This is a genomic window from Pseudomonas sp. F-14 TE3482 (assembly GCF_053629455.1).
In genome coordinates this window covers 5,205,436-5,231,798 of the sequence record NZ_JBRJII010000001.1, presented here as the reverse complement: position 1 = coordinate 5,231,798, position 26,363 = coordinate 5,205,436, and the positions used below count along the sequence as shown (strand labels likewise).

The following is a 26,363-nucleotide window of genomic DNA, read 5'->3' as shown; positions in this document are numbered from 1 at the left end:
CAAATCAACCAGCCCGGTGCATCAGGTAAACCGCATTCACAGGTTTGCGACTGCTTCGCAGCCGAGCGGGAGCAAGCTCCCTCGCCACATGTGATCGGTTGAACATTTTAGTAAAAACAATAAAAGGTGCAGCCATGCCCGCTATCCGAATTGGCATCAACCCGATCTCCTGGAGCAACGACGACTTGCCGTCCCTCGGTGGCGAGACGCCGTTGAGCACTGCCCTCAGCGAAGGCAAGGACATCGGCTACGAAGGCTTCGAACTCAACGGTAAATTCCCCAAGGACGCCAAAGGCGTCGGCGACGTGCTGCGGCCCTACGATCTGGCGCTGGTGTCCGGCTGGTATTCCAGCCGTCTGGCCCGGCGCTCCGCGGCCGAGGAAATCGACGCCATCGCCAGCCATGTCGAGCTGCTGGCGAAGAACGGCACCAAGGTGCTGGTCTATGGCGAAGTCGCCGACTCGATTCAAGGCCAGCGCATCCCACTGGTCGAGCGTCCACGTTTTCACACCGAGCAGGCCTGGCAGGAATACGCCGACAAACTCACCGAACTGGCACGCTTCACCCTGTCCCAGGGCGTGCGTCTGGCGTATCACCATCACATGGGCGCCTACGTCGAATCCCCGGCCGACATCGACAAACTGATGGCATTGACCGGCAGCGAAGTCGGCCTGCTGTTCGATTCGGGCCACTGCTACATGGGCGGCGGTGAGCCCTTGCAGGTGCTGCGCAAACACATCGAACGCATCTGCCACGTGCATTTCAAGGACGTGCGCAAACCGGTGGTGCAACTGGCGCGCAACAACCTGTGGAGCTTCCCGGACTGCATCATCAATGGCACGTTCACCGTGCCCGGCGATGGCGATATCGATTTTGGCGCCTTGCTCGACGTCCTGCTGGGCGCCGATTACCACGGCTGGCTGGTGGTCGAGGCCGAGCAGGATCCGGCGGTGGCACCGAGTTATGTCTATGCCAAAAAAGGCTACGACACGCTGCGTGCGCTGCTCGACGAGAGGATTAAGTGATGAGCCTGTTGGTCAAGAGTAATGCACGCGGGCGGACCATGGTCGAGTTGGGGCAGGGTGAACTGGAATACGTCGGCTTCGCCGCTTACCGCCTGAGCCTCGGCGAAACCCTGCCGGTCAGCGCCGGTGACAAGGAACTGTGTCTGGTGCTGCTCAGCGGTCGGGTCAGCATCAAAGGTGAAGCTCCGGGGCAGGGCGCGTTTGACTGGGACAACATCGGCGATCGCCAATCGGTCTTCGAAGACAAATCGCCATTCGCCGCGTACTTGCCACCGGGCAGTCAGGCGCAAGTGGTCGCACTCAGCGACGTGCAGATCGCCGTCTGCGCCGCGCCCGGTTCGACCGCCGAAAATCACAGCCCACGGCTGATCAAACCCGACAGCATGAAACGCAGCGTGCGCGGCAAGGGCGCCAATACCCGTTACGTCTGCGACATCCTGCCGGACACCGAACCGGCCCATTCGCTGCTGGTGGTGGAAGTGCGTACGCCGTCCGGGCACTCCTCGAGCTACCCGCCGCACAAGCACGACACCGACGATCTACCGCACCAGAGCTTTCTCGAAGAAACCTATTACCACCAGATCAACCCGCCCCAGGGCTTCGTGTTCCAGCGGGTCTACACCGACGATCGCAGCATCGACCAGGCCATGGCCGTGGAAAACAGCGACCTGGTCGTCGTGCCCAAGGGCTATCACCCGGTCAGCGTGCCCTACGGCTACGAGTCGTATTACCTGAACGTGATGGCCGGGCCGAAACGCGTCTGGCAGTTCCACAACGATCCGCAGCACAGCTGGCTGTTGGATCTCTGAATTTCAACATTCAAAGGGAGAACAAGAACAATGAGCGATGCCCCGGTAATAGGCCATTACATCGACGGTCAGGTACAGGACAGTGGTAGCGAACGCTTCAGCAATGTCTTCAACCCGGCCACCGGCGCGGTACAGGCGCGGGTCGGGCTGGCTAGCCAGAAGACCGTGGACGATGCCGTCGCCTCGGCCCTGCAGGCGTTCCCTGCGTGGTCCGAGCAATCGTCCCTGCGCCGTTCGCGGGTGATGTTCAAGTTCAAGGAACTGCTCGACCGTCATCACAATGAACTGGCGCAAATCATCAGCCGCGAACACGGCAAGGTGTTCTCGGACGCCAAGGGCGAAGTGACGCGCGGCATCGAAATCGTCGAGTACGCCTGTGGCGCACCGAACCTGCTGAAAACCGATTTCAGCGACAACATCGGCGGCGGCATCGACAACTGGAGCCTGCGCCAGCCGTTGGGTGTGTGTGCCGGCGTCACGCCGTTCAACTTCCCGGTGATGGTGCCGCTGTGGATGATCCCGCTGGCGCTGGTCACCGGTAACTGCTTCATCCTCAAACCTTCCGAGCGCGACCCGTCGGCCAGTTTGCTGATGGCCCGTTTGCTCACCGAAGCCGGGTTGCCGGACGGTGTGTTCAACGTGGTCCAGGGTGACAAAGCTGCGGTCGACGCCTTGCTGCAACACCCGGACATCGAGGCGATTTCCTTTGTCGGCTCGACGCCGATTGCCGAGTACATCCACCAGCAAGCGACCTCGCGCGGCAAACGCGTACAGGCGCTGGGCGGGGCGAAGAACCACATGATCGTCATGCCCGATGCGGATCTGGATCAAGCGGCAGATGCGTTGATCGGCGCCGCTTACGGCTCGGCCGGTGAGCGCTGCATGGCGATTTCGATTGCCGTGGCGGTCGGCGATGTCGGCGACCAACTGATTGCCAAACTGCTGCCGCGCATCGATCAACTGAAAGTCGGCGATGGCATGCAGGGCGACAGCGACATGGGGCCACTGGTGACCACCGAGCACAAGGCCAAGGTCGAGGGCTTTATCGGTGAAGGCGTGGCCCAGGGTGCGCAGCTGATTGTCGACGGGCGCAACTTCAAGGTGCCGGGGGCCGAGAACGGTTTCTTCGTCGGCGCGACGCTGTTCGACAAGGTCACGACCGAGATGAGCATCTACCAGCAAGAGATCTTCGGCCCGGTGCTGGGCATCGTGCGCGTGCCGGATTTCGCCAGCGCCGTGGCGCTGATCAATGCCCATGAATTCGGCAACGGCGTGTCGTGTTTTACCAGCGATGGCGGCATCGCCCGCTCGTTTGCCCGCAACATCAAGGTCGGCATGGTCGGCATCAACGTACCGATTCCGGTGCCCATGGCCTGGCATTCGTTTGGCGGCTGGAAGCGCTCGCTGTTCGGTGATCACCACGCTTACGGTGAAGAAGGCATCCGCTTCTACAGCCGCTACAAAAGCGTGATGCAACGCTGGCCTGACAGCATCGCCAAGGGCCCTGAATTCAGTATGCCGACAGCCAAATAATTCACTTGTGCGGAGAACAATAAAAAATGAGCAAACCCCTGCGTTTCGCCCTGAATCGTATGGTCGCCCCACGTTTGTCCCTGCCCGCGTTCATCGAGTTGGCGGTGACCCTCAAGGCTGACGCCATCGAGATCCGCAACGACCTCAAGGGTGTCGAGATCGAGGACGGCACCGCGCCCGAACACGTGCGTGAGTTGTGCGCGGCCAAAGGCATCACCGTATTGTCGATCAACGCGCTGTATCCGTTCGATGTGTGGAATGACGAGCGCCGTGCACACGCCCTGAAGCTCGCCGCTTATGCCCGTGATTGTGGCGCGCAGGGTTTGGTGATGTGCCCGTTGAACGACCGTGCCGATCCACGAACCGAGGCGCAGCGTGCTTCCGGGCTGCGCACGGCGTTGAGTGAACTGGCGCCGATCCTGCGCGATCACGGCATCCTCGGTTTCATCGAGCCGCTGGGTTTCGAAGAATGCTCGCTACGGCGCAAACGCACGGCGGTCGACGCGATCAAGGCCATCGGTGGGCTGGATGTGTTCCGTCTGGTGCATGACACCTTTCACCATCACTTGGCCAGCGAACATGAATTCTTCCCCGAGCTGACCGGGCTGGTGCACATCTCCGGCGTCGAAGATGCCGAGGCGCCACTGGCGACCATCCGCGACGGCCACCGGGTGCTGGTGGGCGAGGGCGACATCCTCGGTAACGCGGCGCAGATCGACACCTTGCTCAGTAGCGGCTACAGCGGCTACCTGTCGTTCGAACCGTTCGCCGACAGCGTCCATGGCCTGGCGGATATCCAGACGGCGATTGGCGCGAGCATGGACCACCTGCAGAAATCCCTGGCCTGACAACACTTTTGGGCTGATGGAGATCAACTGTGGGAGCGAGCCTGCTCGCGATGATGGCGGCACATTCAACATTGATATCGCCTGACACACCGCAATCGCGAGCAGGCTCGCTCCCACAGGGTTTCTTCACGTATTGAAGGATCGGACATGACCACAACAAGACTGACCATGGCCCAGGCCCTGGTGAAATTCCTCGATAACCAGTACATCGAGGTCGATGGGGTTCAGAGCAAATTCGTCGCCGGGATCTTTACCATTTTCGGCCACGGTAACGTGCTGGGTCTGGGGCAAGCCCTGGAACAGGACAGCGGCGACCTGATCGTCCATCAGGGTCGCAACGAGCAAGGCATGGCCCACGCCGCCATCGGTTTTGCCAAGCAACACCTGCGGCGCAAGATCTACGCCTGCTCTTCATCGGTAGGGCCGGGGGCGGCGAACATGCTGACCGCTGCCGCGACGGCCACTGCCAACCGTATTCCCTTGCTGCTGTTGCCCGGTGACGTTTATGCGTGCCGCCAACCGGACCCGGTGTTGCAACAGATCGAGCAGTTCCACGACCTGAGCATCAGCACCAACGATGCGTTCAAGGCCGTGAGCAAATACTGGGACCGGATCAACCGCCCCGAGCAACTGATGACCGCGGCGATCCACGCCATGCGCGTGCTCACCGACCCCGCCGAAACCGGCGCGGTGACCCTGGCCTTGCCGCAAGACGTGCAGGCCGAGGCGTACGACTATCCCGATTACTTCCTGCAAAAACGCGTACACCGCATCGAACGCCGTCCGGCCACCGAAGCGATGCTCGGTGATGCGTTGGCCCTGTTCAAAGGCAAGCGCAAGCCGCTGATCATCTGCGGCGGTGGGGTCAGATATTCCGGCGCCAATGCAGCGTTGCAGGCGTTCGCCGAGCGCTTCGATATTCCCTTTGCCGAAACCCAGGCCGGCAAGAGCGCGGTGGTGTCCAGCCATCCGCTGAACGTTGGCGGGATCGGTGAAACCGGTTGCCTGGCGGCGAACCTGTTGGCCAAGGATGCTGATTTAATCATCGGTGTCGGCACTCGTTATAGCGATTTCACCACCGCTTCGAAATCCTTGTTCAAGCACCCGGACGTGCAATTTCTCAACCTCAACATCAGCCCCTGCGATGTGCTGAAGCTCGACGGCGTGCAACTGCTGGCAGACGCCAAAACCGGTTTGCAGGCACTGGCCGAAGCACTGGGCGATTACCGCTCGGGCTGGGGTGATCAACCCCGTCAAGCCAAGGCGCAACTGGATGAAGAAGTCGATCGCATTTATCAGGTCGAATACCAGGCCAAAGATTTCGTCCCGGAAATCAATGACCACCTGGACCCGGCGGTGCTGCGCGAATTCATCGAGCTGACCGGCTCCTGCCTGACCCAGAGCCGGGTGCTCGGCGTGCTCAATGAAACCCTGGCCGATGACGCCGTGATCGTCGCCGCCGCTGGCAGTTTGCCCGGTGACTTGCAGCGCAGCTGGCGCAGCAAGGGCGTGAACACTTACCACGTCGAGTACGGTTATTCGTGCATGGGTTACGAGGTGAACGCCGCACTGGGCGTGAAGCTCGCCGAGCCTGAGCGCGAGGTCTACGCACTGGTGGGCGACGGCTCCTACATGATGCTGCACTCGGAGCTGGCGACCTCGATCCAGGAGCGGCGCAAGATCAACGTGGTGCTGCTGGACAACATGACCTTCGGCTGCATCAACAACCTGCAAATGGAACACGGCATGGACAGCTTCGGCACCGAGTTCCGTTTTCGCAACCCGGAAACCGGCAAGCTCGATGGCGGTTTCGTGCCGGTGGATTTCGCCATGAGCGCGGCGGCTTACGGCTGCAAGACTTACAAAGTGAACACCGTTGAACAGTTGCAAGCTGCGTTGGCGGATGCGCGGTTGCAGACGGTGTCGACGCTGATCGATATCAAGGTTTTGCCCAAAACCATGATTCACAAATACCTGTCGTGGTGGCGGGTCGGGGTGGCGCAAGTCTCCACCAGCGCCCGCACCGATGCGGTGGCCAAGACCCTGAACGAACGACTGGCCAAGGCCCGTCAATACTGATTGCCCTGAACGAACCCACAGGAGTGTTTATATGTCTTTGCTTTCCAATTCGTTGCGGATCGGCGTTATCGGCACCGGGGCCATCGGCCAGGACCACATCCGTCGTTGCAGCCAGACCTTGCTCAACAGCCAGGTCGTCGCGGTCACCGACATCAATTTGCAGCAAGCGGCCAAGGTCGTTTCCGATCTGAAACTGACTGCCGAGGTCTATCCCGACGGTCATGCGCTGATCAAGGCACCGGAAGTCGAAGCGATCCTCGTGACCTCCTGGGGCCCGAGCCACGAAGAATTTGTACTGGCAGCGATTGCCGCCGGCAAACCGGTGTTCTGCGAGAAACCACTGGCGGTCACTGCCGAAGGCTGCCGCAAGATCGTCGAGGCCGAAGTGGCCCACGGCAAGCGGCTGGTGCAGGTCGGTTTCATGCGCCCGTACGATGAGGGTTATCGGGCGTTGAAAGCAGTGATCGACAGCGGCCAGATCGGCGAACCGTTGATGCTGCACTGCGCCCACCGCAACCCGACCGTGGGTGAAAACTACAAGACCGACATGGCGATCACCGACACGCTGATCCATGAGCTGGATGTGTTGCGCTGGTTGCTCGACGACGATTATGTGTCGGTGCAAGTGGTGTTCCCGCGCAAGACCAGCAAGGCCCACGCCCATTTGAAAGACCCGCAGATCGTGCTGCTGGAAACCGCCAAGGGCACGCGCATCGATGTGGAAGTGTTCGTCAACTGCCAGTACGGCTACGACATCCAGTGCGAAGTGGTGGGGGAGACCGGCATCGCCAAACTGCCGGAGCCGTCGCAGGTTCAATTGCGCAGCGGGGCGAAGCTGTCCAATGCAATTTTGATGGACTGGAAGGACCGGTTCATCGCCGCGTATGACGTCGAATTGCAGGCGTTCATTGATGGCGTGCGGACCGGGCAGGTCGGCGGGCCATCGGCATGGGATGGTTTCGCGGCAGCGGTGGCGGCGGATGCCTGCATCGAAGCGCAGAACAGCGGCCAGATCGTCAAAGTCGGCCTGCCAGACCGCCCCCATTTCTACGGCTAACCACTGATCCTCTGTAACTGATCGTTCCCACGCTCTGCGTGGGAATGCATCCCGTGACGCTCCGCGTCACAAAACGGACGCAGAGCGTCCATGGCGGCGTTCCCACGCAGAGCGTGGGAACGATCAGCGTAAGGTGATGGAGAACAAAAAAAATGCGCATCGCACTTGATCCCTACATGTACCGCAACCTGTCCCTGGGCAGGATGGTCGACAAGGTTGCCGAGCTCGGTTACGAACACATCGAGCTGTCGCCCCGGGAAGACTTCTTGCCGTTCTATAAAGCCCCACGGGTTGATAAGGCGCGGATCAAGGAATTTCGCAAAGCCTTGAGCGACACCGGGGTCAAACTCTCTTCCTTGTTACCGATGTACCACTGGGCCGCCGCCGATGAAGGTTTGCGTGTGGCCGCCGTGCGTAACTGGAAGCGCGCGATCCAGATTGCCGTGGAGATGGACTGCGAACTGGTCAATACCGAGTTCACCGGCCAGTCGGACAACCCGCTGGTGTGCGAAAACCAGTTCATGCGCTCCATGGACGAGCTGATCCCCGAGTTCGAACGCGAAGGCATCAAGCTCGATATCCAGGCCCATCCTTATGACTTCTGCGAGCGCAACAATGAGTCGGTAGACATCATTCGCGGTCTGGACCGTGACTGGATCAACTACCTCTACGCCGCGCCGCACACGTTTTTCTATGACGACGGTGTCGGTGACATCGCCTCGATGCTCAAGTACGCCGGCTCGAAACTGACGCACCTGATCATCGCCGATACCTACAACCACAAGGCGTCCTCGGGCTTGCGCTACATCGTCAACCCGCCGGGCGTCACCGCCACCGTGCACCAGCATCTGGACATCGGCCAGGGTGAGGTCGACTGGGAAGCGTTCTTCGGCACTTTGCGCGAGATCAAGTTCGATGGCATCGCGACCGTCTCGGTATTCGCCTGGGAAGACCGGCCGGACGAGTCCAACCGCATGATGCTCGAACGCGTGACCCGCGAACTCTGCCAATAACCCCGTAACCGATCGTTCCCACGCTCCGCGTGGGAATGCATCCCGTGACGCTCTGCGTCACAAAGCGGACGCAGAGCGTCCATGGCGGCATTCCCACGCAGAGCGTGGGAACGATCATAAGAGGAGTTGATTCATGCGTATCGGACTTGTCGGTTACGGCCATGGCGGCCGGTTTTTTCATGCTCCGCTGATCAGCAGTTTGCCGGCGGCGACCTTTGTAGGCGTGGTCACCCGTTCTGCCGAGCGCCGACAACTGCTGGCCACGGAACATCCCGGTGTGCCGGCCTTCGACAGCATCGGTCAACTGGTCGAAGCCGGGGTCGATGTGCTGGTGATCTCCACGCCACTCAAAGGTCGCCCGGCGCTGGTGCTCGACGCCATCGAACACGAAGTGGCGGTGGTCAGCGACAAGCCGTTCGCTGCTGATGCGCAACAAGCGCAAACCCTGATCACCATGGCTGAGCGCCAAGGCGTGCAACTGAGCGTCTACCAGAACCGGCGCTGGGACTCGGACTTTCTCACCGTGCGCAAACTCATCGAGTCCGGTGCGCTGGGTCAGGTCACCCGTTTCGAATCGCGGATCGAGCGCTATTCGCCACAGTCGGTGAACAACGGCAGCGGCGGCGGTTTTTTGCGCGATCTAGGCAGTCATCTGGTGGATCAGGCGCTCTTGTTGTTCGGCCCCGTCACCCGGGTTTACGCCGAACTGGATTACCTCGAAAAAGACCAGACCTTCGACAACGGCTTCTTTATGTCCCTGACCCATGCCAACGGAGTGATCTCGCACCTGGGCGGCAGTTGCCTGCAAAACACCCCCGGCCCGCGTTTTCGCGTGACCGGCACCCAGGGCTGTTACAGCGTCGATGGTCTGGACGGGCAGGAGGCGTCAACCCTCGCCGGGCTCTCGCCGAAATCCGAAGGCGAGCGCTGGGGCGTCGAAGAGCACCGGCGCTGGGGCTGGTTCGAGCAGGGCGAGGTGCGTGAGCGGGTGCCGTCCGAGCGTGGCTGTTGGAATCAGTTCTATTTGCAGCTACAAACCGCGTTACAGAGCGGTGGCCCACTGCCGGTCGAGGCACGTGATGCACTGGCGACCACCCGCGTGCTAGACGCTGCGCGGCTCAGCTTCGAGCGACATCAAGTGGTGGCACTGAGCCCGTTTGAGAGCCATGGAATAAAATCAGAATAAAATTCTAAAATGAGTTGATATAGAAATTATTTTCCAATAAAGTCATTTCCAGGTTGCCGACTATCAACGTCCGATCACGCTCAAGCAGGCCTTGAACGGGTGAAGGACGCACCAAAAACAAGAAACAAAAGCCAGGTACCGTCGATGAAAACCTTCAACCCTGCTTTGCATGCTTTACGTTCCGCGCTGCACCTCTCTCGCGACCTGCCTCGCGTCTCGTTTCATTCCTTCTTTCGCTTGCTTTGCGTCGAACGCAACGGCGCCCTGGTCTGCTGTATTCCGGGTGCACCGATTGTCCGCTTGCCCGCTCACTGAAATCGTCACGCCTTATCCATAAAACCAACAAGAATGTGGAGAAAGACTTTTCATGAAGACCAAGATCCGTTTCGCCTCGCTGGCCTTGTCCCTGATGTTCGCCAGCGGCGCCGCACTCGCTGACATGAAGATCGGCGTCAGCATGTCGCAGTTCGATGACACCTGGCTGACCTACCTGCGCGAATCCATGGACACCAAAGCCAAGTCCTATCCCGATGGCGTCAAGCTGCAGTTCGAAGACGCCCGCAGCGACGTGGTCAGGCAGCTGAGCCAGGTAGAAAGCTTCATCAGTCAGAAGGTCGACGCCATTGTGGTCAACCCGGTGGATACCGCCGCCACCAAAAAAATCACTGAAGCGGCGGTCAAGGCCGGTATTCCGCTGGTGTACGTCAATCGCCGTCCCGATGACCTGAACCTGCCCAAAGGCGTGGTCACTGTCGCCTCCAACGATCTGGAGGCCGGCCAGATGCAGATGCAGTACCTGGCCGAAAAAATGGGCGGCAAGGGCGACATCGTGATTCTGCTCGGTGATTTGGCCAACAACTCCACCACCAACCGCACCAAGGGCGTAAAAGAGGTGCTGACCAAGTACCCGAACATCAAGATCGAGCAAGAGCAGTCCGGCATCTGGTCGCGGGACAAGGGCATGACCCTGGTCAACGACTGGCTGACCCAGGGCCGAAAATTCGACGCGGTGGTCTCTAACAACGACGAGATGGCGATTGGCGCGGCAATGGCGCTGCAACAGGCTGGCGTCGCCAAAGGCAGTGTGCTGATCGCCGGTGTCGACGGTACGCCCGACGGTTTGAACGCGGTGAAGAAGGGCTCTCTGCTGGTCTCGGTGTTCCAGGACGCCAAGGGTCAGGCGGACGGTTCGATCGACACGGCGGTGAAAATGGCCAAAAACGAACCGGTCGAGCCGGCCGTGTGGGTGCCATACCGCCTGATCACGCTGCAAAACGTCGACACCTTCAAATAGTCTGTCCGTTCGATAACAACAATAAGCACGCAAGGTTGCAACGCGACCTTGCTGATGGAGTACCTGATCATGTTCGCTTCAGCGACTGCTTCGAGCACCCCGTTAATGGGTGTCCAGCCAACTGCAACACCTGTCGATGAGCCGTACCTGCTGGAGATCATCAACGTCAGCAAGGGGTTTCCCGGTGTGGTGGCCTTGTCCGACGTACAGCTGCGGGTACGTCCCGGTTCCGTGCTGGCGCTGATGGGCGAGAACGGCGCCGGCAAATCCACCCTGATGAAAATCATTGCCGGCATCTACCAGCCGGACGCCGGCGAGTTGCGCCTGCGGGGCAAGCCGGTGGTCTTTGAAACACCACTGGCTGCGCTCCAGGCCGGGATCGCGATGATCCACCAGGAACTCAACCTGATGCCGCACATGAGCATCGCCGAGAACATCTGGATCGGCCGCGAACAGCTCAACGGTCTGCACATGATCGACCATCGCGAGATGCACCGTTGCACCGCCAAACTGCTGGAACGCCTGCGGATCAACCTCGATCCGGAAGAGCAGGTGGGTAACCTGAGCATCGCCGAACGGCAGATGGTCGAGATCGCCAAGGCTGTGTCCTACGATTCCGACGTCCTGATCATGGACGAGCCGACCTCGGCCATCACCGATAAGGAAGTCGCCCATCTGTTCTCGATCATTGCCGACCTCAAGAGCCAGGGCAAAGGCATCATCTACATCACCCACAAAATGAACGAAGTGTTCAGCATCGCCGATGAAGTGGCGGTGTTCCGTGACGGCGCCTACATCGGCTTGCAGCGGGCCGACAGCATGGACGGCGACAGCCTGATTTCGATGATGGTTGGTCGCGAGCTGAGCCAGTTGTTCCCGGTGCGCGAGAAGCCAATTGGTGATCTGTTGCTGTCGGTACGCGACCTCAAGCTGGACGGCATTTTCAAGGACGTCTCCTTCGACCTGCATGCCGGGGAGATCCTGGGCATCGCCGGGTTGATGGGCTCAGGGCGGACCAACGTCGCCGAAGCGATTTTCGGCATCACCCCAAGCGACGGTGGCGAAATCCGCCTCGACGGTGAGGTGGTGCGCATCAGCGATCCGCACATGGCGATCGAGAAGGGCTTCGCGCTGTTAACCGAAGATCGCAAGCTCAGCGGCCTGTTCCCGTGTCTGTCGGTGCTGGAAAACATGGAAATGGCAGTCTTGCCCCATTACGTCGGCAACGGCTTCATCCAGCAGAAAGCCCTGCGGGCGTTGTGTGAAGACATGTGCAAGAAGCTGCGGGTGAAAACCCCGTCGCTGGAGCAATGCATCGACACGCTGTCCGGTGGTAATCAGCAGAAGGCCTTGCTGGCGCGCTGGCTGATGACCAATCCACGCATCCTGATTCTTGACGAGCCGACCCGGGGTATCGATGTCGGCGCAAAGGCCGAGATCTACCGGCTTATCTCCTACCTCGCCAGCGAAGGCATGGCGGTGATCATGATTTCCTCGGAACTGCCGGAAGTGCTGGGCATGAGCGACCGGGTCATGGTCATGCACGAGGGCGACCTGATGGGCACTCTCGACCGCAGCGAAGCGACCCAGGAACGGGTGATGCAACTGGCCTCGGGCATGTCCGCGGTTCACTAATGGATGCTGGCGGTGGCCATGGCCGCCGTCGCGACGCAATAGAAGGGTGAGTGGTTATGAACGCGATACTGGAAAACAAGCCTGCAGCGGTACCGGTCAAGAGTCGCCGGCGCTTTCCGACCGAGTTGAGTATCTTCCTGGTGCTGATCGGCATCGGCCTGGTCTTCGAAATGTTCGGCTGGATCGTGCGGGACCAGAGCTTCCTGATGAACTCTCAGCGTCTGGTGCTGATGATCCTGCAAGTGTCGATCATCGGCCTGCTGGCGATCGGGGTGACCCAGGTCATCATCACCACCGGTATCGACCTGTCTTCCGGTTCGGTGCTGGCGCTGTCGGCGATGATTGCCGCCAGCCTGGCCCAGACCTCGGACTTTGCCCGGGCGGTGTTTCCGTCCCTGACTGACTTGCCGGTGTGGATTCCAGTGATCGTCGGGCTCGGGGTGGGATTGCTGGCAGGCGCGATCAACGGCAGCATCATTGCGATCACCGGGATTCCGCCGTTCATTGCCACCCTCGGCATGATGGTCTCGGCCCGGGGCCTGGCGCGCTACTACACCGAAGGTCAGCCGGTGAGCATGCTCTCGGATTCCTACACGGCCATCGGACACGGCGCGATGCCGGTGATCATCTTTCTGGTGGTGGCGGTGATCTTTCATATCGCCCTGCGCTACACCAAGTACGGCAAGTACACCTACGCCATCGGCGGCAACATGCAGGCGGCGCGCACCTCCGGGATCAACGTCAAGCGGCATCTTGTGATCGTCTACAGCATCGCCGGGTTGCTTGCAGGCCTGGCAGGAGTGGTGGCGTCGGCGCGGGCCGCGACCGGGCAGGCCGGGATGGGCATGTCTTATGAACTGGACGCGATTGCCGCCGCGGTCATCGGCGGCACTAGCCTGGCCGGTGGCGTAGGGCGGATCACCGGCACCGTGATCGGCGCGTTGATCCTCGGGGTCATGGCCAGCGGCTTTACCTTTGTCGGTGTTGATGCTTATATTCAAGACATCATCAAAGGGCTGATTATTGTGGTGGCGGTGGTCATCGACCAATACCGCAACAAGCGCAAACTCAAGCGCTGAAGCCGGAAGAAACACGAAAATGCGCCACGCCTGACCCGCGTGGCGCAGCCGTTTGTCTTCTATATACAGCCGCTCGACTGAATTTCTTGCTATAAACGCACTCCGATAAGCGGCTCAAAGCCTGCCGTAGCGCACTTTCAGGGCTTTGTCGGACAGATTTGCTGTCTTTTCAGTTGCTGAGGCCTCAAGTCGGCCTTAGACTGCCGCCCCTCGTAAATTGAGTGCCGGGTGGCGCTTGGAATAAACGGCGCCTTTCCAATGAACGCTTCAGGTTCAACGGATCGCTCCCTAATTCGCCTTAATGCACGTTTTTTTATAGAGATATCAATGACAAAGGACAAGTTGCTGGCCATGCCGGCGGATGACTACATGAATGCCGAGCAACATGCTTTTTTCTCTGAGCTGTTGCAGAACATGAAAGTCGAAACCCATGAGCGCATCGAGCAGAATCGCATCGCCATCGAGAGCCTGGACACCCCGGCCGATCCGGCTGACGCGGCTTCCGTCGAAGAAGAGCGCACCTGGCTGGTGAACGCGATCGATCGCGACCAGCGCATGCTGCCTCAGTTGGAACAGGCCCTGGAACGCATTAAGGAAGACAGCTTTGGCTGGTGCGACGACAGCGGCGAGGCCATCGGCCTGAAACGCCTGCTGATCAGCCCGACCACCAAGTACTGCATCGAAGCTCAAGAGCGTCACGAGCAGATCGACAAGCACCAGCGTCAGGCTTGATTCAATGAGGCAACCCATTGAAGGTGGGTTGCCTTGAAAAGATCGCAGCCTTCGGCAGCTCCAGGTTTATGCGAACCTCTGTAGGAGCTGCCGAAGGCTGCGATCTTTGCTTTTCGACGTCTGCGAAAAATCTCACTCACTTCTGTTGATCTGCTGCAACCCCCACTACTAACGGACCATAGATAATGGCTTTGTAGTGGCGTTTAATGCGATTACAACAACTAGAAGACGTGTGGGGTGACGAAGATGACGAGGGACGGATCTCTGGTTGGGGCAATGCCTGCACCAGCACTTTTGCCGAAAAACCTTTGGCTGACGCCGACCCTGCAAAGCATCGCCCTGATGCTATTGCTGTGCGGCATGGTATTGGCTGGCTGGTCGCTTTACCTTGGCCTGCCGTTGGCCGTGCTGATTATCTGGCTGCCGCGCCTGCGCTCGCGCACTCTCCCTGACGCAACCCCCGCAGACAGTTCCAGCGCCATCGCTGAATTGACTCGCGATCTTTCCTACACCACCAGTCATAACGCCTTGTCGGCTGCCGGCGTGGCCTATTCGGTCAAGCAGCTGGCAGACAAGCTGCAATCGCAGCTCAACGCCGCGGCGCAGATTGTCAGCAGCGCTGAAGTGATGATCGCCACCGAGCACGCTACGTCGAAACTCAGTCGGGAAGCCTTGGGCGCGGCCAGCGAAGCTCATCAGAGCAGCGCGGCAGGGCGCACGGAACTGGTCGAGTCCATTGCGCGCATGCATCAACTCAGTGAGCGTGCCAGCAGCAGTCGCGAGCTGATCGAAGCGCTGAGCCTGCGCAGCGACGATATCCAGCGGGTCACGCTGGTGATTCAGTCCATCGCCAGCCAGACCAATTTGTTGGCGCTGAACGCGGCCATCGAAGCGGCGCGGGCCGGCGAGCACGGTCGCGGCTTTGCGGTGGTCGCCGATGAGGTGCGGGGGCTGGCCGCGCGCACGGCGACGGCGACCGGTGAAGTCGGGGAAATGGTCGCCGACATTCAGCAGCGCACCGCGCAAGTGGTGGAACAGATTCGTCAACTGGCGAGCGATCTGAATACCGGTGTTGCGCAAGTCGAGCACACCGGGCAGCACCTGGAAAACATCGCGCGCCTGGCCGCCGGGGTCGAAAGGCAGGTCGGGGAAATCGCTCAGGGCGCAGACACCAACCGCGAACAACTCGACAGTCTGTTCCACGCCATCGAACAGATGCGCAGCGATCTGGCGATCAGCGACCAGCAGACCCAGCGGCTCGCCCTGGCAGCGGTGCAAATGGAAGGGCAGGCCGAAACCATCAGCGAACGCCTGGCCGAAGTCGGGCTGGATGACTATCACCAGCGGATTTACGACCTGGCCCGCGAAGGGGCGAGTCAGATTGCTGCACGCTTTGAAGCGGATATCGATCAGGGCCGGATCAGCCTCGATGACCTGTTTGATCGCAGTTACCAGACGATCCCCAACACCAGCCCGGCCAAATACCAGACCCGTTTCGACCGCTACACCGATCAGGTATTGCCGGCGATTCAGGAACCGTTGCTGCCGCGCCATGAAGGCCTGGTGTTCGCCATCGCCTGCACGCAGCAGGGTTATGTGCCGACCCACAACACCGTGTTCAGCCAGCCGCTGACCGGTGACGTACAGGTCGATACCCTGCACAACCGCACCAAGCGCAAATTCGCCGACCGCACCGGGATCCGCTGTGGCAGCCATCAACAGGCCGTGTTGTTGCAGACTTACACACGCGATACCGGTGAACTGATGCACGACCTGTCGGTGCCGATCATGCTCAAGGGCCGGCATTGGGGTGGTTTGCGCCTGGGTTACAAGCCGCAAAGTCCTCGCTGACGAGGCCCGGCAATTGTTATCGGTTATTAGTGGATCTGGTGCATGCGCAGGTTCAGATCGTCGACCACATGCGCCCAATCGGCGTCTTCACGCAGTTGTTCTTTGAGGAAGCCGGCTTGTTGCGGGGTCCAGAACTCGGCGTCGATGAGTTTCTTGTCATCGGCCAAGGGGGAATGACTGGCAATGAAATCGTCGATGGCCTTTTCGCTGGAGTCCAGACCGAGCTGGTCGAACAGGCCTTTCAAATCATGTGTGGGTGAGTCCATCTTCATCTCCTTGCAGATAATTCGTCGCGTCGAGTGCGAGATCCGAGGTGCGGCTTCATTGCAGCTGAGAGGCATCTGAGAGAACCGCGCTTCAGGAGTTCGATAGCGATATTCAAAAGCAGGGATGAGCATAGACTGCAAATCCGGTGATCAGGCTTTCAATGCACCTTCATCGACGGCAAGCTTCAGCGCCTTGGCGGCATCCTGGGCGGCAACGGCCGCGACATCCGCGGTCTTGAACCAGCGATCCTTTTCGACCTGATGAGACGTCACAGTGGTCAACGGCGGTTTGGCGCGCATGATAATGACTGCCTGGAATTCGCCTTCGACCTCTCTGGCTTCGCCCCGGATAAAAAATTCACCGATATCAAATTCCGTCACGTAGCAGTCTTCCCTTGGAAATAGTTGTTGTGTTGAACGCCGTCCGCCCTGGGGGCGGGTTTCATTGGTCGGGCAGTATGGCAGTAGTTGCCTGCCGGCGGCTGAGTTAAGTCACCGGTGTGACGAAACGTCTATAGAAGTGAGCGCTGCAGGTGCCTCAACTGCGTGCCTCGAGTAAACGGGCAAGGGCGCAGGCATCGTTATGATTGCCGCGGAAACCTCTTACACGTCCGGTGGATATTTCCCTGATGTGGAAAAAGGCGTTGCCGGCCAATACCACCTGAAAACGTGGGAGCAGACGCTCTTCAGGCAGGAAATCCTGCTCGTGGAACACCATCGAATGCAGAGATGACGAGCCATTTGTGTGTCGGATGTGAGGCTGGGCAAAGTGAGTCAGTGTGCACATATGAAGTCCTTTTCGTGGTTTTACCGACGTGTGTACGGTGTTATGGGTAGTCTCGGTGAGCATGGCTGCTCTAGAATCGCCATTGATGGTTGGCGATTGATGCCCATCTAAAGCAATTTTTTACTGGCGATATGTCGGAAAAGTGCTTTTTTTAAAGAGATTTTTCCCTAAAGTTGGTAATCCGGTTTTTTCTGGCCGTCAGAAGGACGTTTTCCTTCAACATCTGACGACCGCCAGGCAGGACGACGTGAGGGATGTTCCAGTAATCTTCTCAAACCTCGCGATGAATGGGCCCTCTGCTCATTCCAGGATTCGACCCGGGTCATTTGGCTACACCTCGGCATTGCCGCTTTTTTCTGCTGTGCGCGTTTCCGGCGTATGGCGTCATTTTCAGATGTGGGGATGTTTCCTTGGCAGTAAGTAATCTCGATATGCATGCTTTGTTCGTACTGGGTGATTTGCGCGCAAAGCTGGTTAAACAGTTCCAGTCACGTTTCGTCTACATCACCGAACAGAACGCTGAAGGCATTTACATTGCCGAGCTCGACACCGAAGCAGCGCTGGTGGTGGATGACAAGCCAGGGCTTAAACTCAAGGTCGGCGATCATTTCAGCGCTTCCGTATTGCCCAGTCGCGAAGGCGGCAAGCTGGACATCAAGTTCCGCGAAATCAAACTGACGGTGTACGGGCTGGGGGATTACGCGTTCGTGACCACTGCAGACGGCCACGGCATTGTGTTCAAGGAAGGTCATAGCGTGGTGATGGTGTTTGCGGCCCATCAACAATTGCAGGAAGGCCTGACCAAAACCCTGAAAGCGGTGACCGCCAAGGCCGCCAAGTGGCGCAAGGGCGAACTGGTGACCTTCAAGGCCAGCGAGTAATGACCCTGACCCGCGCCGATTTCCACGAGCAGAACCAGGCCAGTGCCCACGCCGAGGCGCAGCGCCTGTTGGCTCAAAAGGCCGTTCTGCAGGGGGGCTGGCTGAATTGGGTGGCGTCACAGATCTACCTGCTGCGTCCGGCGGCGTACGCCAGCATGGTCAGAAGAGAGCTTGCGCGCTTGCAGGAACCTTGCGAAAAGTAATCCAGTCCCCTCGAAAGCAGGAACCTCTACTACAGTCAATTGACTGAGTATCCAGAGGCTTGCGGTCTTCTTTGTCAGGCCATCCTGCTATTGCTGTGAACAGCGCGAGGTGCAAAAGCATGAGGGGATTTCGACGGTTGCTGGCCGCTACCCTGGCCACGTTCGGTTTATTGGCTTCACCCGTTCCGGTGTTCGCTGCCCAGGCGCCGATCCATTTCGCCGACCTGAACTGGGAAAGCGGCAGCCTGATCACCGATATCCTGCGGATCATCGTCGAGAAGGGCTATGGCTTGCCGACCGACACCTTGCCGGGGACGACCATTACCCTGGAGACCGCGCTGGCCAACAATGACATTCAGGTTATTGGCGAGGAATGGGCCGGTCGCAGTCCGGTCTGGGTCAAGGCTGAGGCCGAGGGCAAAGTCGCTGCCCTGGGCGATACGGTCAAGGGCGCCACTGAGGGCTGGTGGGTGCCGGAGTATGTGATCAAGGGCGACCCGGCCAAGGGCATCAAGCCGATGGCGCCGGATCTGCGCAGTATCAGTGATCTGCCACGCTACAAAGACGTGTTCAAAGACCCGGAAACCCCGGGCAAGGGGCGTTTTCTCAACAGCCCGATCGGCTGGACGTCGGAAGTGGTCAACAAGCAGAAGCTCAAGGCGTATGGGCTGGACGACAGTTACGTGAATTTTCGCAGTGGTTCCGGGGCGGCACTGGATGCAGAGATCAGTTCGTCGATTCGTCGCGGCAAGCCAGTCCTGTTCTATTACTGGTCGCCGACACCGTTGCTCGGTCGCTTCAAGCTGATTCAGTTGCAAGAGCCACCGTTCGACGCCGACGCCTGGAAAACCCTGACCGACGCGGACAACCCCAACCCGAAACCGACGCGCTCGCTGCCCTCCAAACTGTCCATCGGCGTGTCCACGCCATTTCAAAAACAATACCCGCAGATTACCGAGTTCTTCACCAAGGTCGATTTACCGATCGAAGCGTTGAACAAGGCCCTGGCTGACATGAGCGAAAAACACACCCCGCCACGTCAAGCGGCAGAGGCTTTCATGAAGGCGCACCCGGACGTATGGCAGGCCTGGGTGCCGAAGGATGTGGCGGATAAAGTTTCTGCCGCCCTGAAATAGAGGGGGCAGAGGACTGGATTGATCCCGGTATTCCTGGCCGACGCGAATCCAGTGTGGGAGCGGGCTTGCTCGCGAAAGCGGTTCGTCAGTCACCTCCAGGTTGGATGTGCCGCCGTCTTCGCGGGCAAGCCCGCTCCCACAAGGGGAACTCCGTCAATGACGAATAGCCTTACAAAAACGCGTAAGGAAGTTCATCCTGCTGCAACATTTCACACCGGATGCCTGAATATGAGTCTTTTGGTCGCGCAATGGATTGCTGCAATCTTTTTATTGATCAGCCTGGTCCACCTGTATTGGGCGGCGGGTGGCAAATGGGGCAGCGAGGCGGCGGTGCCGCGCGTGCCCGGGGAGGGCGGTGAGGCATCAAGGCCGGCGTTCAAGCCGTCGGGCTTTGCCACGTTGCTGGTGGCGGTGGGTTTACTGCTGATCGCGATGCTGGTGTGCCTGCGGGTCGGATTGTATCTGCCCACGGTGCATCACTGGTCGCTGCAATGGGTGATCAGCGCGATTGCGATGCTGATGTTCGCCCGGGCGATCGGCGATTCGAATTTGGTGGGGTTCTTCAAGCAGGTCAAGGATTCGAAGTTTGCCCGGCTCGACACATGGGCGTATTCGCCGCTGTGTGTGGTGTTGGGCGCGGGGTTGTTGGCAGTGGCCTGGGTCTGAGCCGACCTGACTATTGCCATCGCGAGCAGGCTCGCTCCCACAGGGATTTTGTGAACACTGAAGATCCAATGTGGGAGCGAGCCTGCTCGCGATGAGGTCAGCCCAATCCACAAAAACGTTTGAACTTAGCTCTCGGTTTCCGTGCGCCGGCTACTCACCTCAGCCGGCACATCATCCCCCGCCATGCGCTTGCGAAACAACGCCGCCCGGGCCAGCAGCAACGTGGTCACCGGCACGGTGATCGACAGCAGAACCGGAATCAGCCAGGCATGCAGCACCGGCGCCGACTTAAGCGCCGAAAAGTAAATGATCGAAGCCAGCGCCACGCACCACGCGCCCAAGGTCGAGGCCAGCGCCGGTGGGTGCATGCGCTGGAAATAATCCTTCATCCGCAGCAGTCCGGCCGCGCCGATCAGCGTAAACAGGCTGCTCAGCACCAGCAGAATCGCCACCGCAATTTCCACCCACAGAGACAATTCAGGCCTCATTCGATCACCTCGCCACGCAGCAGGAATTTGGCCAGGGCGAACGAGCCGACGAAGCCGAACAGGGCGATCAGTAGCGCCGCCTCGAAATAAGTGTCACTGGCATAACGAATACCCAACGCAAGCATCATCAGCATGGCGATGATGTACAGGTAATCCAGGGCCAGAACCCGATCCTGGGCCGACGGGCCCTGGAATAGCCGGATCAGGGTCAGAATCATTGCCATCGAAAAGATGAACAGGCTCAGCAGGATCGCGTTCGACAGCAATGCGCTCATTCGAAGATCTCCATCAAGGGGCGCTCGTAGGTCGTCTTGAAGTGCTGGATGAATTGGCTTTCGTCATCCAGATCGAAGACGTGCAGCAACAGAATGCTGCGATCCAGCGCCAGTTCCGACCAGACCGTGCCGGGCACCACTGTGCAGATCATCGATAGCGCCGCCAGGCCGTTGGCATCGCGCAAATCCAGCGGCACCTTGATGAACCGCGAGCGGGGCGCACGACGGCCCGCGTTGAGCACGCCCCAGGCCACGGCGAGGTTGGACACGATCACGTCGCGCCCGACCAGCAAGAACAAACGCAGGATCACCCCTGGCCGACGAATGCGGATCGGCAGTGGCCGCAGTTTGCGCATCATCAACGGCGCGCAGAACCCCAGCATGGCGCCCATCAGTAGATTGCCGGGGCTCATCGACAGGTTCAAAACCAGCCACAGCAGCCACAGCGCCAACGACAACCAAGGTGCAGGAAACAGGCGCTTCATGGTTGCACCTCCAGCAGCGCTGTCTTGGCTTGCGGGCTTGGAATTACACGGGTTTCGAGCACCGCCATCACGTATTGCTGAGGGTTGTTCAATGCCACGGCCGCCGCTTGGGTGTAGCGCAGCAGCGGTTCGGCCTTGAACGTCAGCGCAATGCTCAGCCCCAGCAGAACGACGATTGGCACGCATTCCAGGCGCCGCAGCAAGGGCGACGGCCGCTCTTGCGGGGTCCAGAAACGCTGGATGCCCAAACGCGAGAAAGCGATCAACGAGGCCAGACCGGACAAGATCAACAGGGCGAGCAACCCCCACGCGCGGTTCGACACCGGTTCGTCGTTGCCATTGCCCAGACCCAGCGGATTGAGCAGGGCGCTGAGCAGGCTGAGTTTGCCGATAAACCCGGAAAGCGGCGGCATGCCGATGATCAGCAGGGCGCAGGCGATGAAGCTCAAACCGAGGAAAGCCATGGTCCAGGGAATCACTTGTCCGACCACGGCTTTCTGTTCGTCATCAAGGTTGAAGCCTTTGGGCGGCTGCAAGGATTCGAGGGGCCGTGGCAGCAGCTCGCCATCATCGAACAGTGGCATTTCATTGGCTGAACGCGAACGCTCGATCAACTCGGCCAGCAGGAACAGCGCGCTCAAGGCCAGGGTCGAGCTGACGAGATAGAACAGCGCCGCGCCGATCAGGTTCGGCTGGGCGAAACCGATGGCCGACAACAGAATGCCTGCCGACACCAGTATGCTCAGGCTGGCCATGCGCTCCAGGCGTTGCGCGGCGAGGATCGCCACGGCGGCGCAAACGATGGTCGCCATGCCGCCGTAGATCAGCCAGTCGCCACCAAAATACGCGGATGCCCCGGCCTGGCCGGAGAACAGCAGCGTCCACAAACGCAGCAAAGTGTAGACGCCGACCTTGGTCATGATCGCGAACATCGCCGCCACGGGCGCGCTGGCCGCGGAGTAGGCCGGCACCAGCCAGAAGTTCAGCGGCCACATCCCGGCCTTGGCCAGGAACGCCACCGCCAGAATCGCCGCGCCGGCGTGCAGCAAGCCGCGATCGGCTTCCGGCACCAGCGGGATTTTCAGCGCGAGGTCGGCCATGTTCAGCGTACCGGTGACGCCGTAGATCAGCGCCGCGCCAATCAGGAACAGTGACGAGGCCAGCAGGTTGATAGAAATGTAATGCAGCCCCGACGACACCCGCGCCCGGCCCGAACCGTGCAGCATCAGCCCGTAAGAGGCGGCCAGCAGCACTTCGAAAAATACGAACAGGTTGAACAGGTCTGCCGTCAGGAAGGCGCCATACAGGCCCATCAACTGAATCTGGAACAGCGCGTGGAAACTCGAACCCGCACCGTCCCAGCGGGCCATGGCGAACAGCAAGGCGCTGACGCCGATGATCCCGGTCAGCACCAGCATCAGCGCCGACAGACGATCGACCACCAGCACAATACCGAACGGCACCTGCCAGTTGCCCGGCAGGTACACACCGATGGAGCCCGGCACGCCGGTGGTTTGCGTCCATTGCAGCAGCATCACGGCAATGCCCAGCCCCAGCAGGCTGGAGAACAGATTGATTTTGGCCTTTAACGGGCGGTGTTTTTCGCCCAGCATCAGCATCACCGCGGCGGTCAGCAGCGGTAGCAGAATGGGGGCTGCGATCAGGTGCGCCATCGGATTCATTCTTTAGGCTCCCGGCCATCCACATGGTCGGTACCGGTCAGGCCCCGGGAGGCGAGCAGCACCACCAGGAACAACGCGGTCATGGCGAAGCTGATGACGATCGCGGTCAGCACCAACGCTTGCGGCAGCGGGTCGGTGTAGTGCAGCAAATCCTGAGGCACGCCGTCCTTGATGTTCGGCTCCTTGCCGATGAACAGGCTGCCCATGCTGAAGATGAACAGGTTGACGCCGTAGGACAGCAGGCACAGGCCCATGACCACCTGGAACGTCCGTGGTCGCAGCACCAGCCACACGCCGGACGCGGCCAGCACGCCAATGGCGATTGCGATGACTTCTTCCATCAGATGGCTCCTTGCGTGGCAGCCGCTTTGGCCATGGGCTTGGGTTGCGCGCTGGTTTTATGACCGCGTACCGATTGGTGGGCGAGGGCGGTCAGGATCAACAGCGTCGAGCCGACCACCACGGCGTACACACCGATGTCGAAGAACAGCGCGCTGGCGATGTGAATCTCGCCGAGCAGCGGCAATGCGAAATGCCAGGTGTGAGTGGTAAGGAATGGATACCCGGCCACCATCGCCCCGAGCCCGGTGACCGTGGCGAACAGCAGCCCGGTGCCCATCCAGCGCAGCGGCCGCAGGCTCATTTGTGCCTCGACCCACTGGGTGCCGGCGACCATGTATTGCAGGATCAACGCCACCGACATCACCAGACCGGCGACGAAACCGCCTCCCGGTTGATTGTGCCCGCGCATGAACAGGTAGACCGACACCACAAACGCAATCGGCAGCAGCAGACGCACCAGCACCGCTGGCACCATCATGAAACCGAGCGCGGTGTCGCTGGCGTGACGCGGGTTGACCAGGTCGGTGACCACGTCGGGCGCCAGCAAGCGCTGTTGGGCCGGCAGTTGCAGGCTTTCTTTCGGCGGGCGGAAGCGTCGCAGCAGGGCGAACACAGCCAGGGCCACCGCCACCAGCACGGTGATTTCGCCGAGGGTGTCGAAGCCACGGAAGTCCACCAGCATCACGTTGACCACGTTGCTGCCGCCGCCTTCGGGCAGGGCGCGACTGAGGTAGAACGAGGAAATGTCGTTGGGCGTCTGGCGGGTCAGCATCGCGTAGGACAGCAACGCCATGCCGCCACCGACCGCGATCGACAGCAGCAAGTCGCGGATACGGCGGATGCGTGCCTTGCGCAGACTGCTCGGCAACGGCGACACCTCTTCGATCCGTCGCGGCAACCAGCGCAGGCCCAGCAGGATCAGCACTGTGGTCACCACTTCGACCACCAGTTGCGTCAGCGCCAGGTCCGGCGCCGAGAACCAGACGAAGGTCACGCAGGTCATCAGGCCGCAGACGCTGACCATGGTCAGGGCCGCGAGCCGGTGATACTTGGCTTGCCACGCCGCGCCAAGGGCACAGGCAATCGCCAGCAGCCAGAGGATCACGAACACGATCGAGCCCGGAATCTTCGGACGGTCGCCCCAGCTCAGGCTGCTGTGCAGCATCGGGATCAACCCGGCCAGCACCGCGGCGAGCACCACCAGAAACAGTTGGGTTTGCAGGCGCCGGGTGCTGACCCGCCGCTCCAGGCGACGGGCCAGGCGCATCATGATCACCAGGCTGCGCTCGAACAGGCGCTTGCCATTGAAGTGGCTGATCACCGGCGGGTGCGAGAAACGCCCGCGCTTGAGCTGATTGCGCAACAGCAGATAGAGGATGATGCCGCAGGACATGGCGATCAGGCTCATGATCATCGGCGCGTTCCAGCCGTGCCAGATCGCCAGGCTGTACTCAGGCAGCGTACCGCCCACCACCGGCAATGCCGCCGCCGCGAGCAACGGGCCGACCACTTGAGCGGGGAAGATCCCCACCACCAGACAGGTGAACACCAGCAACTCCACCGGCGCGCGCATCCAGCGTGGCGGCTCATGCGGGGTGTGCGGCAGGTCGGTGGCGCTCGGGCCGAAGAACACATCAACGGTGAAGCGCAGGGAGTAAGCCACGCTGAACGTCCCGGCGATGGTCGCGACGATCGGCAGGGTCATCTCTATCCAGGCCGTCGCGTTGATGAACACGGTTTCGGCGAAGAACATTTCTTTCGACAGGAAACCGTTGAGCAGCGGTACGCCGGCCATGGAGGCACTGGCGACCATGGCCAGGGTGGCGGTGAACGGGATCAGTTTGATCAGGCCGCTGAGTTTGCGAATGTCCCGGGTGCCGCTTTCGTGGTCGATGATCCCGGCGGCCATGAACAACGAGGCTTTGAAGGTGGCGTGGTTGAGAATATGAAACACCGCGGCCACGGCGGCCAGCGGACTGTTCAGCCCCAGCAGCAGGGTGATTAGGCCCAGGTGGCTGATGGTCGAGTAGGCCAGCAGGCCCTTGAGGTCGTTCTGAAACATCGCGCAGTAAGCGCCGAGCAACAACGTACAAGCGCCGGCCCCGCTGACGATGTAGAACCATTCTTCACTGCCGGACAGCGACGGCCACAGGCGTGCGAGCAGGAAGACCCCGGCCTTGACCATGGTCGCCGAGTGCAAATACGCCGAGACCGGTGTCGGCGCCGCCATGGCGTGGGGTAGCCAGAAGTGGAAGGGGAATTGCGCACTTTTGCTCAAGGCGCCGATCAGGATCAGGGGAAGCAGAATAGGGTAGAGGGCATGTGCGCGAATCAGATCGCCGGCGGCCAGGACCTTGTCCAGGTCATAGCTGCCCACCACATGGCCAAGCAGCATGACCCCCGCCAGCAAACACAAGCCACCGGCACCGGTGACCATCAATGCCATATAGGCACCACGTCGCGCATCGGCGCGATGGTGCCAGTAGCCGATCAACAGGAATGAAAAGAGGCTGGTCAGCTCCCAGAAAAATACGATCTGGATCAGGTTGCCGGAGATCACCAACCCCAGCATGGCGCCCATGAACGCCAGGAAAAACGCGAAGAAACGCGGCACCGGATCGTCCGGCGACATGTAGTAGCGGGCGTATAGCGAAACCAGCGTGCCGATGCCCAGCACCAGCATCGAGAACAGCCAGGCGAAACCATCCATGCGCAGAACGAAGTTCAGGCCCAGGCTGGGCAGCCAGAAGAACTCTTCGCGGATCACGCCGCCATCGGCGATTTGCGGGTACAAGAGCGCGACCTGGACGGTGCCGATCAGGGCAACCAGGCCAGACAACAGCGATTCGGTATTACGCGCGTTGTGCGGCAGCAAGGCTGCCAGACAACTGCCGATAAAAGGCAGAAGCAGTAGAACTATCAGAGACATAGGCTTCTAATCTGCGGAAGTTTGTGAAGCATCATACGTGCCAGCTCCCCGATCACCAAACGCCAAGCTGTCGCAGAATCCT

Annotated in this window: 27 protein-coding genes; 18 read left to right on the top strand and 9 right to left on the bottom strand. The window is 60.2% G+C overall.

Annotated elements, in window-relative coordinates; genetic code table 11:
* Positions 1–134: 134 nt before the first annotated feature.
* The 14 genes from iolE to AB7M26_RS23455 all read left to right on the top strand — a co-directional run bounded on the left by iolE (position 135) and on the right by AB7M26_RS23455 (position 16,141).
* Complete coding sequence (gene iolE, locus AB7M26_RS23520; RefSeq protein ID WP_123494152.1) at positions 135–1,025, top strand: myo-inosose-2 dehydratase; 891 nt, start codon at positions 135–137, stop codon at positions 1,023–1,025.
* Complete coding sequence (iolB, locus tag AB7M26_RS23515; RefSeq protein ID WP_123494154.1) at positions 1,025–1,834, top strand: 5-deoxy-glucuronate isomerase; 810 nt, start codon at positions 1,025–1,027, stop codon at positions 1,832–1,834. The genes iolE and iolB overlap by 1 nt, the downstream gene beginning before the upstream one ends.
* A 30-nt stretch (positions 1,835–1,864) precedes the next feature.
* Complete coding sequence (locus AB7M26_RS23510; RefSeq protein WP_123494156.1) at positions 1,865–3,367, top strand: CoA-acylating methylmalonate-semialdehyde dehydrogenase; 1,503 nt, start codon at positions 1,865–1,867, stop codon at positions 3,365–3,367.
* 26 nt (positions 3,368–3,393) lie between these two features.
* Entirely contained in the window at positions 3,394–4,215 is an 822-nt protein-coding gene (locus tag AB7M26_RS23505; protein WP_123494158.1) for a TIM barrel protein, read from the top strand.
* Positions 4,216–4,362: 147 nt separating this feature from the next.
* A complete protein-coding gene (gene iolD, locus AB7M26_RS23500) occupies positions 4,363–6,294 on the top strand; it encodes a 3D-(3,5/4)-trihydroxycyclohexane-1,2-dione acylhydrolase (decyclizing) (protein ID WP_429386403.1) in 1,932 nt (643 codons plus the stop codon).
* 31 nt (positions 6,295–6,325) lie between these two features.
* Complete coding sequence (locus AB7M26_RS23495; RefSeq protein ID WP_123494162.1) at positions 6,326–7,351, top strand: Gfo/Idh/MocA family protein; 1,026 nt, start codon at positions 6,326–6,328, stop codon at positions 7,349–7,351.
* A 152-nt stretch (positions 7,352–7,503) separates the two neighbouring features.
* Positions 7,504–8,364, top strand: coding sequence for a sugar phosphate isomerase/epimerase family protein (locus AB7M26_RS23490; protein ID WP_123494166.1), 861 nt, complete (start codon positions 7,504–7,506; stop codon positions 8,362–8,364).
* Between the two features lie 133 nt (positions 8,365–8,497).
* On the top strand, positions 8,498–9,550 hold the full coding sequence (locus AB7M26_RS23485; RefSeq protein ID WP_123494168.1) for a Gfo/Idh/MocA family protein: 1,053 nt from the start codon (positions 8,498–8,500) through the stop codon (positions 9,548–9,550).
* 144 nt (positions 9,551–9,694) lie between these two features.
* Entirely contained in the window at positions 9,695–9,865 is a 171-nt protein-coding gene (locus AB7M26_RS23480) for a hypothetical protein (RefSeq protein ID WP_185022027.1), read from the top strand.
* Positions 9,866–9,917: 52 nt separating this feature from the next.
* Positions 9,918–10,844: a sugar ABC transporter substrate-binding protein gene (locus AB7M26_RS23475; protein WP_007907891.1), complete on the top strand. Its 927-nt coding sequence runs from the start codon at positions 9,918–9,920 to the stop codon at positions 10,842–10,844.
* A gap of 69 nt (positions 10,845–10,913) precedes the next feature.
* Positions 10,914–12,479: a sugar ABC transporter ATP-binding protein gene (locus AB7M26_RS23470; RefSeq protein ID WP_123494373.1), complete on the top strand. Its 1,566-nt coding sequence runs from the start codon at positions 10,914–10,916 to the stop codon at positions 12,477–12,479.
* A 56-nt stretch (positions 12,480–12,535) separates the two neighbouring features.
* Positions 12,536–13,558 carry an ABC transporter permease gene (locus AB7M26_RS23465; protein ID WP_007907889.1) on the top strand — a complete coding sequence of 341 codons (1,023 nt, stop codon included), beginning with the start codon at positions 12,536–12,538 and terminating at the stop codon, positions 13,556–13,558.
* A gap of 327 nt (positions 13,559–13,885) precedes the next feature.
* A complete protein-coding gene (locus AB7M26_RS23460; protein ID WP_007907888.1) occupies positions 13,886–14,290 on the top strand; it encodes a TraR/DksA family transcriptional regulator in 405 nt (134 codons plus the stop codon).
* Between the two features lie 246 nt (positions 14,291–14,536).
* Complete coding sequence (locus tag AB7M26_RS23455) at positions 14,537–16,141, top strand: methyl-accepting chemotaxis protein (RefSeq protein WP_123494170.1); 1,605 nt, start codon at positions 14,537–14,539, stop codon at positions 16,139–16,141.
* Positions 16,142–16,167: 26 nt separating this feature from the next.
* Here the strand turns inward: AB7M26_RS23455 and AB7M26_RS23450 are convergent, their stop codons facing one another.
* From AB7M26_RS23450 to AB7M26_RS23440, 3 genes are all read right to left on the bottom strand, one after another.
* Positions 16,168–16,407: a DUF2789 domain-containing protein gene (locus AB7M26_RS23450; RefSeq protein ID WP_063343278.1), complete on the bottom strand. Its 240-nt coding sequence runs from the start codon at positions 16,405–16,407 to the stop codon at positions 16,168–16,170.
* A gap of 150 nt (positions 16,408–16,557) precedes the next feature.
* Positions 16,558–16,788 carry a hypothetical protein gene (locus AB7M26_RS23445; protein WP_008067701.1) on the bottom strand — a complete coding sequence of 77 codons (231 nt, stop codon included), beginning with the start codon at positions 16,786–16,788 and terminating at the stop codon, positions 16,558–16,560.
* 157 nt (positions 16,789–16,945) lie between these two features.
* Positions 16,946–17,194 carry a hypothetical protein gene (locus AB7M26_RS23440; protein WP_123494172.1) on the bottom strand — a complete coding sequence of 83 codons (249 nt, stop codon included), beginning with the start codon at positions 17,192–17,194 and terminating at the stop codon, positions 16,946–16,948.
* A 410-nt stretch (positions 17,195–17,604) separates the two neighbouring features.
* On the opposite strand from AB7M26_RS23440, the gene AB7M26_RS23435 reads away from it, so the two are divergent.
* From AB7M26_RS23435 to AB7M26_RS23420, 4 genes are all read left to right on the top strand, one after another.
* Positions 17,605–18,075 (top strand): hypothetical protein, encoded by a 471-nt coding sequence (locus tag AB7M26_RS23435; protein ID WP_008067697.1) that lies wholly within the window; start codon positions 17,605–17,607, stop codon positions 18,073–18,075.
* A complete protein-coding gene (locus tag AB7M26_RS23430) occupies positions 18,075–18,278 on the top strand; it encodes a hypothetical protein (RefSeq protein ID WP_008012114.1) in 204 nt (67 codons plus the stop codon). The genes AB7M26_RS23435 and AB7M26_RS23430 overlap by 1 nt, the downstream gene beginning before the upstream one ends.
* Before the next feature lie 119 nt (positions 18,279–18,397).
* Positions 18,398–19,414, top strand: coding sequence for an ABC transporter substrate-binding protein (locus AB7M26_RS23425; RefSeq protein WP_123494174.1), 1,017 nt, complete (start codon positions 18,398–18,400; stop codon positions 19,412–19,414).
* A gap of 228 nt (positions 19,415–19,642) precedes the next feature.
* Entirely contained in the window at positions 19,643–20,080 is a 438-nt protein-coding gene (locus AB7M26_RS23420) for a DUF3995 domain-containing protein (RefSeq protein WP_123494176.1), read from the top strand.
* A 125-nt stretch (positions 20,081–20,205) separates the two neighbouring features.
* On the opposite strand, the gene AB7M26_RS23415 is transcribed toward AB7M26_RS23420, so the two are convergent.
* From AB7M26_RS23415 to AB7M26_RS23390, 6 genes are read right to left on the bottom strand one after another with little or no spacing between them, the layout of a single operon-like run.
* Entirely contained in the window at positions 20,206–20,568 is a 363-nt protein-coding gene (locus AB7M26_RS23415; RefSeq protein WP_123494178.1) for a Na+/H+ antiporter subunit G, read from the bottom strand.
* Positions 20,565–20,843, bottom strand: coding sequence for a K+/H+ antiporter subunit F (locus AB7M26_RS23410; protein ID WP_123494180.1), 279 nt, complete (start codon positions 20,841–20,843; stop codon positions 20,565–20,567). The genes AB7M26_RS23415 and AB7M26_RS23410 overlap by 4 nt, the downstream gene beginning before the upstream one ends.
* Positions 20,840–21,328: a Na+/H+ antiporter subunit E gene (locus AB7M26_RS23405; protein ID WP_123494182.1), complete on the bottom strand. Its 489-nt coding sequence runs from the start codon at positions 21,326–21,328 to the stop codon at positions 20,840–20,842. Before AB7M26_RS23405 ends, AB7M26_RS23410 begins: the two co-directional genes overlap by 4 nt.
* The gene (locus AB7M26_RS23400; RefSeq protein ID WP_123494184.1) at positions 21,325–23,010 is read right to left on the bottom strand and encodes a monovalent cation/H+ antiporter subunit D; all 1,686 of its coding nucleotides are present in this window, start codon (positions 23,008–23,010) and stop codon (positions 21,325–21,327) included. The genes AB7M26_RS23405 and AB7M26_RS23400 overlap by 4 nt, the downstream gene beginning before the upstream one ends.
* Positions 23,007–23,351 (bottom strand): Na+/H+ antiporter subunit C, encoded by a 345-nt coding sequence (locus tag AB7M26_RS23395; RefSeq protein WP_008029186.1) that lies wholly within the window; start codon positions 23,349–23,351, stop codon positions 23,007–23,009. Before AB7M26_RS23395 ends, AB7M26_RS23400 begins: the two co-directional genes overlap by 4 nt.
* Positions 23,351–26,281: a monovalent cation/H+ antiporter subunit A gene (locus AB7M26_RS23390; protein ID WP_123494186.1), complete on the bottom strand. Its 2,931-nt coding sequence runs from the start codon at positions 26,279–26,281 to the stop codon at positions 23,351–23,353. Before AB7M26_RS23390 ends, AB7M26_RS23395 begins: the two co-directional genes overlap by 1 nt.
* Positions 26,282–26,363 lie beyond the last annotated feature (82 nt).

Excerpts from the sequence above, each read along its gene's own strand:
- AB7M26_RS23470 (WP_123494373.1), top strand. The coding sequence starts at position 10,914 with ATGTTCGCTTCAGCGACTGCTTCGAGCACCCCGTTAATGGGTGTCCAG.
- iolB (WP_123494154.1), top strand. The coding sequence starts at position 1,025 with ATGAGCCTGTTGGTCAAGAGTAATGCACGCGGGCGGACCATGGTCGAG.
- AB7M26_RS23390 (WP_123494186.1), bottom strand. The coding sequence starts at position 26,281 with ATGTCTCTGATAGTTCTACTGCTTCTGCCTTTTATCGGCAGTTGTCTG.
- iolE (WP_123494152.1), top strand. The coding sequence starts at position 135 with ATGCCCGCTATCCGAATTGGCATCAACCCGATCTCCTGGAGCAACGAC.
- AB7M26_RS23400 (WP_123494184.1), bottom strand. The coding sequence starts at position 23,010 with ATGAATCCGATGGCGCACCTGATCGCAGCCCCCATTCTGCTACCGCTG.
- AB7M26_RS23430 (WP_008012114.1), top strand. The coding sequence starts at position 18,075 with ATGACCCTGACCCGCGCCGATTTCCACGAGCAGAACCAGGCCAGTGCC.
- AB7M26_RS23440 (WP_123494172.1), bottom strand. The coding sequence starts at position 17,194 with ATGTGCACACTGACTCACTTTGCCCAGCCTCACATCCGACACACAAAT.
- AB7M26_RS23460 (WP_007907888.1), top strand. The coding sequence starts at position 13,886 with ATGACAAAGGACAAGTTGCTGGCCATGCCGGCGGATGACTACATGAAT.
- AB7M26_RS23465 (WP_007907889.1), top strand. The coding sequence starts at position 12,536 with ATGAACGCGATACTGGAAAACAAGCCTGCAGCGGTACCGGTCAAGAGT.
- AB7M26_RS23505 (WP_123494158.1), top strand. The coding sequence starts at position 3,394 with ATGAGCAAACCCCTGCGTTTCGCCCTGAATCGTATGGTCGCCCCACGT.
- AB7M26_RS23480 (WP_185022027.1), top strand. The coding sequence starts at position 9,695 with ATGAAAACCTTCAACCCTGCTTTGCATGCTTTACGTTCCGCGCTGCAC.
- iolD (WP_429386403.1), top strand. The coding sequence starts at position 4,363 with ATGACCACAACAAGACTGACCATGGCCCAGGCCCTGGTGAAATTCCTC.
- AB7M26_RS23425 (WP_123494174.1), top strand. The coding sequence starts at position 18,398 with ATGAGGGGATTTCGACGGTTGCTGGCCGCTACCCTGGCCACGTTCGGT.
- AB7M26_RS23450 (WP_063343278.1), bottom strand. The coding sequence starts at position 16,407 with ATGGACTCACCCACACATGATTTGAAAGGCCTGTTCGACCAGCTCGGT.
- AB7M26_RS23405 (WP_123494182.1), bottom strand. The coding sequence starts at position 21,328 with ATGAAGCGCCTGTTTCCTGCACCTTGGTTGTCGTTGGCGCTGTGGCTG.
- AB7M26_RS23495 (WP_123494162.1), top strand. The coding sequence starts at position 6,326 with ATGTCTTTGCTTTCCAATTCGTTGCGGATCGGCGTTATCGGCACCGGG.
- AB7M26_RS23475 (WP_007907891.1), top strand. The coding sequence starts at position 9,918 with ATGAAGACCAAGATCCGTTTCGCCTCGCTGGCCTTGTCCCTGATGTTC.
- AB7M26_RS23490 (WP_123494166.1), top strand. The coding sequence starts at position 7,504 with ATGCGCATCGCACTTGATCCCTACATGTACCGCAACCTGTCCCTGGGC.
- AB7M26_RS23455 (WP_123494170.1), top strand. The coding sequence starts at position 14,537 with ATGACGAGGGACGGATCTCTGGTTGGGGCAATGCCTGCACCAGCACTT.
- AB7M26_RS23510 (WP_123494156.1), top strand. The coding sequence starts at position 1,865 with ATGAGCGATGCCCCGGTAATAGGCCATTACATCGACGGTCAGGTACAG.
- AB7M26_RS23415 (WP_123494178.1), bottom strand. The coding sequence starts at position 20,568 with ATGAGGCCTGAATTGTCTCTGTGGGTGGAAATTGCGGTGGCGATTCTG.
- AB7M26_RS23420 (WP_123494176.1), top strand. The coding sequence starts at position 19,643 with ATGAGTCTTTTGGTCGCGCAATGGATTGCTGCAATCTTTTTATTGATC.
- AB7M26_RS23485 (WP_123494168.1), top strand. The coding sequence starts at position 8,498 with ATGCGTATCGGACTTGTCGGTTACGGCCATGGCGGCCGGTTTTTTCAT.
- AB7M26_RS23410 (WP_123494180.1), bottom strand. The coding sequence starts at position 20,843 with ATGAGCGCATTGCTGTCGAACGCGATCCTGCTGAGCCTGTTCATCTTT.
- AB7M26_RS23395 (WP_008029186.1), bottom strand. The coding sequence starts at position 23,351 with ATGGAAGAAGTCATCGCAATCGCCATTGGCGTGCTGGCCGCGTCCGGC.